At 71.4% G+C, this 4,754-nt stretch carries 8 protein-coding genes; 3 read left to right on the top strand and 5 right to left on the bottom strand.

Annotated elements, in window-relative coordinates:
- Positions 1-133 precede the first annotated feature (133 nt).
- Positions 134-292, bottom strand: a complete 159-nt coding sequence (locus tag ACIBR0_RS05550; RefSeq protein ID WP_396712847.1) for a hypothetical protein — start codon at positions 290-292, stop codon at positions 134-136.
- 303 nt (positions 293-595) lie between these two features.
- Between ACIBR0_RS05550 and ACIBR0_RS05545 the strand changes: the two genes are divergently transcribed.
- Entirely contained in the window at positions 596-937 is a 342-nt protein-coding gene (locus ACIBR0_RS05545) for a hypothetical protein (RefSeq protein WP_396712846.1), read from the top strand.
- Positions 938-1,048: 111 nt separating this feature from the next.
- Here ACIBR0_RS05545 and ACIBR0_RS05540 read toward each other — a convergent pair whose 3' ends face one another.
- Both ACIBR0_RS05540 and ACIBR0_RS05535 read right to left on the bottom strand, forming a co-directional pair.
- A complete protein-coding gene (locus ACIBR0_RS05540; protein ID WP_396712845.1) occupies positions 1,049-1,531 on the bottom strand; it encodes a DUF6098 family protein in 483 nt (160 codons plus the stop codon).
- 71 nt (positions 1,532-1,602) lie between these two features.
- A complete protein-coding gene (locus ACIBR0_RS05535; protein ID WP_396712844.1) occupies positions 1,603-2,052 on the bottom strand; it encodes a PRC-barrel domain-containing protein in 450 nt (149 codons plus the stop codon).
- Positions 2,053-2,357: 305 nt separating this feature from the next.
- Between ACIBR0_RS05535 and ACIBR0_RS05530 the strand changes: the two genes are divergently transcribed.
- Both ACIBR0_RS05530 and ACIBR0_RS05525 read left to right on the top strand, forming a co-directional pair.
- Positions 2,358-2,804, top strand: a complete 447-nt coding sequence (locus tag ACIBR0_RS05530; protein WP_357038331.1) for a hypothetical protein — start codon at positions 2,358-2,360, stop codon at positions 2,802-2,804.
- A gap of 87 nt (positions 2,805-2,891) precedes the next feature.
- Positions 2,892-3,155, top strand: a complete 264-nt coding sequence (locus ACIBR0_RS05525) for an SCO4848 family membrane protein (protein ID WP_396712843.1) — start codon at positions 2,892-2,894, stop codon at positions 3,153-3,155.
- Positions 3,156-3,173: 18 nt separating this feature from the next.
- Here ACIBR0_RS05525 and ACIBR0_RS05520 read toward each other — a convergent pair whose 3' ends face one another.
- Together ACIBR0_RS05520 and ACIBR0_RS05515 are read right to left on the bottom strand one after the other, a co-directional pair.
- Positions 3,174-3,419 (bottom strand): hypothetical protein, encoded by a 246-nt coding sequence (locus ACIBR0_RS05520; protein WP_396712842.1) that lies wholly within the window; start codon positions 3,417-3,419, stop codon positions 3,174-3,176.
- A gap of 23 nt (positions 3,420-3,442) precedes the next feature.
- A complete protein-coding gene (locus tag ACIBR0_RS05515; protein ID WP_396712841.1) occupies positions 3,443-4,045 on the bottom strand; it encodes an SDR family oxidoreductase in 603 nt (200 codons plus the stop codon).
- Between the last annotated feature and the right edge of the window lie 709 nt (positions 4,046-4,754).

Here is a 4,754-nt window from a genome sequence, read left to right as displayed (position 1 = left end):
CCCAGCCCCAGCCGCGGTCGCGCCGGCGCCCGGGGCCGCGCGGGGGGGGGCGGGGGCGGGGGGGGGGGGGGGGGGGGCGGGGCGCCCGGGGGGGCCCCCCCCCCGGGCCGGGGGGGGCGCCGCCGCTCGCCCGCTACCGCTTGGCCTCGTGCTTGGCCATCTGGGGTCGCTCGCCCTTGCCGACCCTGCGCAGCGCGTCACGGAGCTGCTCCTCGGTCATCTTGGAGTTGCCCTCGATGCCCGCGTCGTGGGCCTGCTGACGAAGATCGTGCAGCTTCTCCCGGTCACCCATGTCGACCTCCCCGTGGGTGCGATGGCGCTGGCTTGTCCGCGCGCCACTGTCGCCCGGCGCCTTCCCGAGCTGGGTGGCCGCAAACCGTGGCGCAGACCGGCGTGATATCGATCCCCGTCAGCGAAACAGCCCCGGCCGCGGCAGAGGGGCTGCGCGAGTCGCGGGTACGCGTCCTCGTGCAGCCCCTTCGGGGTGCCGGTCAGACCTGGGTCACGACTCGAAGGCGCCGAGGTCGGCCTTGCCGTTGGAGCGGGTCCGGTCGTGTTGTCGGTTTCGGCAGTCAGGGTTCCGCAACCGGCGTTGATGGCGGGGCTGTCCGGGCGCAGCCGGAAGTCACCGGCGGCCGGGTTGACGAACTTCGGGTCGCCGTTGATCAGATTGCAGTCGGCGCCGACCTTCTCGCTGCCCTTCGCCCGACCGGGGGTGCCGGAGACGCTGAACGGCTTGTGGCCGGGTGCCGAGCAGCGCGACCGTGCCCGACGCGGCGACCTCAAGGACCAGGCCATCAACGGCAACTGCTTCACCGCCGACGAGCAGAAGTCTGCAGATCCTCCCCGCCGGCCGCCGACGGCCGGCACCACCACCGACGCGGACCGGCTGCCCCGCGACAGCCGACCGGACCTCGGCGCCTACGAACGCCGATGACGACCTCGGACGCCCTAGACGGAACGGGCACGCTGGTCTACTCGGCCACCTTCTGGGAGCACGACCGCGTGGGGCTGCGCGACCAGGAGGGGTGAGGCTGCCGGCGCGAGGTCAGTCGGCCCGGTGCAGCGGCCCCCACTCCTCGGACGCCTGGGCCTCCACCACCCGGTCCGCCTCGCGCAGGGCCCGCTCCGACACCCAGGCGACGGGGCGCCGGCAGTGCACGAGCGGTTCGTTGTCCGGTCCCCGTCCGCACTGCTCACCCACCAGGACCCAGGGGCGTACGCCGGGACCCCGCAGATCCCGCAGGTGGCAGTAGTCGTAGAGGCGGCGCGCCACCCACAGGCGCAGCGGTCGCCCGCCCCACCACGGCTCCACGGCGAGCGGGTTGGCGGAGAGGCCCGGCAGGTCGATCCCGGTCAGCGCATCCTTGCTGGACTGCCCCGCACCGGGCTGCCCGCACAGGTCGATCTCGGGACCCCGGGACCACCGGATGTACATCTCCTCGTCTGGGCGGGTCTCCCGGAGCAGGTCGACGAGCTGATCCAGATCGTCGACGACCGGCAGAACCACCTCGTCCCGTACCCCGTTCATGGGGTCTCTGTGCCCCGCAACCGGCGGACCATGCCTGCCGGTCGCGAGTCGGGTACGTCCGGCGGCGGCGCTCACTCCCGGCCGTAGCTCTCCCGGTAGTAGGCGCCGATCCGGTCCCGGTGGCCCGGCTGGTCGTCCGCCTCGGGGTCGTAGGCCGGGGACTCCTTGACCTGCTCACGGGTGCGGTCCACGTGCACCGTCCGGTCGAGGTGGTCGACCCGCACCACGGTGCCCACCGGCAACAGCACCTTCTGTCCGAAGACCCACGGCCCGGTGTCGACCACCAGCCACCGCGCACCGGCGTCGTCGCTGGCCTCGTCGATCGTGCCGATCCGCCCGTCGACCGCCTCCACCCGGTAGCCGGCCAGGTCGACCGGGGTGCCGGGACCGGGCGCGTCCGGACCGCCGTCGGTGTCGGGGCGCTCACCGGTCGGGCCCGTGCCGGGCGTGGCCGGCTGGTACCCGCTGGCGAGGGCGGACGGGTCGCGCCAGGTCCACGGATTGAACGTCGACGGTTGCACGGGACACCTCCGAGGGGATCGCCGTCGGTCCCCTCGGGTTGTGCCCCGGCCGCCGACGTGGGAAACAGGCCGGCAATTATCGGTTCACGGAAATGTCGCGGTGCGAACTACGTCATATTCGTCGTCCGTCGATGAGTGGCGGGACTTCGCGCAGGTGAGGGTCCCCCTACGTGCGGCGACACATCGTCGGCTCGGCGACGGTGTCGGGCCGACACATTCGGTGGCCCGTCCCCGGAACACCATTCTGTTCCCGCATCCGCGCAACGGAGAAGAGGGGGACGCAGATGTTGGGAACCATTCGGCGAATGGGAGTCGTGCTCGCACTGACGGCGGGTCTGGTCGCGGGGGCCGGCGGCACGGCGCAGGCCGCGGTCGTCAACCCGGTGACCCCGCAGTCGCTCTGCGGGTTCGGTTACACAGTGCGGGACCAGGACCCGATCCACCACGCGCAGACCGGCGCCCGCCTCGGCACGGTCTACCTGATGTACAACACGCTCACCGGGTACGGCTGCACGGCCACGATCAAGTCCGCGTACGTCGGCACGCTCACCCGGACCCAGGTCTACCTCGCGGCGCAGTACCTGCCGACCCAGACCGACGACGCCAACAAGCTCTACGCAGCCGGTCCGACCAGGGCGTACGTCCGTGGTGGCTGCACGATCTGGGGCGGGTTCATGGCCGATCCGGCGGGGACGATCCACTACCACGACCGGGCGAACCCGGCGATCGGCGGCATCGGCACCTGCTTCTGACGCCGGGCGGCGGGACCGGCTTCCCTCACCCGGGAGCCGGTCCCGCCGTCGCGGGACGGGCGCCCGGGCGCTGGCATACTCGCCGCCATGGTGCTGTCTCGCCGCTGGGCTGTCTTCCTCACCGGGGTCGGTGTCTGGACCTGGGTGATCTGGCCCCGGTTCGCGGTCGCCATCTGGAACGACCCGCGCTCGTGGTCAAACGGTGAGGTGGGCGAGTTCCCGGCGACGGGATTCCTGTGGGTGCACGCTCTGCTGATCGCGGCGTCGCTGGCGATCGGCACCACCGTCGGTGTGCTCGGCGTACGCGCGTGGCGGGCCGCCGGCCGGCGGCCCGACCGGTCGACGGCCTGAACACCGCGGAGCCGGAGCTCAGCCGGTCGCGGCGGGCTTCCGGGCGGTCGCCGGCGACCACGCGCCGCGCTCGTCGTGCGCGAACTGGGCGAAGTCGATCGGCGGGCGGCCCAGCAGGGCCCGCACTTCGTCGGTGATCCCGTCGGCGAGGCCGAGCCGGCAGGTCGTGTAGAGAGCGAGCGTGACCAGGGCCATGCCCCACGCCATACCCTCCGCCCGCGCGGACCGGAGGTAGCGCAGCGGACCCGCTGACACGTACCGCACGGGCCGTCCCAGCTCGGCCGCGATCAGGTCGGCAACCTCTGGTACGTGAGCGGCCGCGACCCGGTCGGGGTGTACGCCTTCCCGACGTGTCCGTCGCCGTCCAGCGCCAGGGCCGCCACCTCGGCGACGTCCCGGACGTCGACGAAGGCCGTCCGACCCCGTCCGGCGGGAAGCAGGATGCGGCCGTGCTCCCGGATGTCGGCAGCGTGGGTCGTGGACAGGTTCTGCATGAAGAACGCCGCCCGGACGAAGGTCCACTCCAGGCCCGACCTCCGGAGCCACTTCTCCAGGTCGTGGTGCGGGACCACCGGGTTGTGCTCGGCGCCCTGGAGGGAGAGCAGGACCATCCGTCGTACGCCGAGCTGCCGCGCGCGTTCGAGGGCGGGCAGCATGTCCCGCTTGACGTTGCCGATCTGCGGGGGACGCATCAGGAACATCCGGTCCACGCCGGTGAAGGCCGCATCCCAGGTGGCGGGGTCGGTGAACGAGAACGTGACCGCCGCGTCCCACGGACCGGTGGCACCCACGTCGCGTACCGCCGCCCGCACCTGGTGGCCGCGTTCCTGCAGGAGCCGGGCGACGTGCCACCCCGCCCGCCCGGTCGCACCGGTCACCAGAACTGTCATGCCTTCATGGTTCCGGGGAATTGGAGGCCCCGAGCAGTGCGTTGCTACCCCGGTAGACGGGACCTTCGGCCCCGCTCCTCGCGACCCGCCAGGTGCCATCAGGCCTCTGACCTGCGTTGATAGCTGGTCGATGATGATGTGATGTGACGCGGGACGCTACCCGCCGATTTGACGATCAAACCTGCGGGCGCGTAACTTTCTCTCTGCCAGCGCGGAACGGGGCAAACAGGGCAAGCGCCCTGAAGCACCCGAGCCGGGATGGCATCGGGTCGGACAGGGTCACTCCTGGAGGACACGGACCGGGCGAGGCCCGACAGACCGCCGCGAGGCGGATTTGGCGGAGCCATAACGACCGGGTAAGGTTGTCGACCGGTAGGGAACCGGGCGAGCTTGCGGGAAACCGCAGCGGCCGGCCTACCAAATCCGATGATCAGCGAAGCGGTACGCCGCTGCGCGTGTTCGTCGGTGCCAACCCGTACGAAGCGTGACACACCGGGACACACCGGTTGACACGGGGAAGACGGCGAGGTAACGTAGTAAAAGTGCCCGGCGCGAGAGCGGCGGGTGTGGGACGGACGAAATGCCCCGGATGGGTTCTGCGTGAGTGGGATGCCGGATGGTGTGTGGTTGTTCTTTGAGAACTCAACAGGGTGCTTGATAAGCCAGTGCCAATTGTTTATACCCCGGACTGGTCGGGCCTTAGGGTTTG

The sequence above is a fragment of the Micromonospora sp. NPDC049497 genome, assembly GCF_044465805.1.
Lineage (GTDB): Bacteria > Actinomycetota > Actinomycetes > Mycobacteriales > Micromonosporaceae > Micromonospora.
Note: the sequence above shows the minus strand (reverse complement) of the source record. Positions and strands in the feature narration are given on the sequence as shown.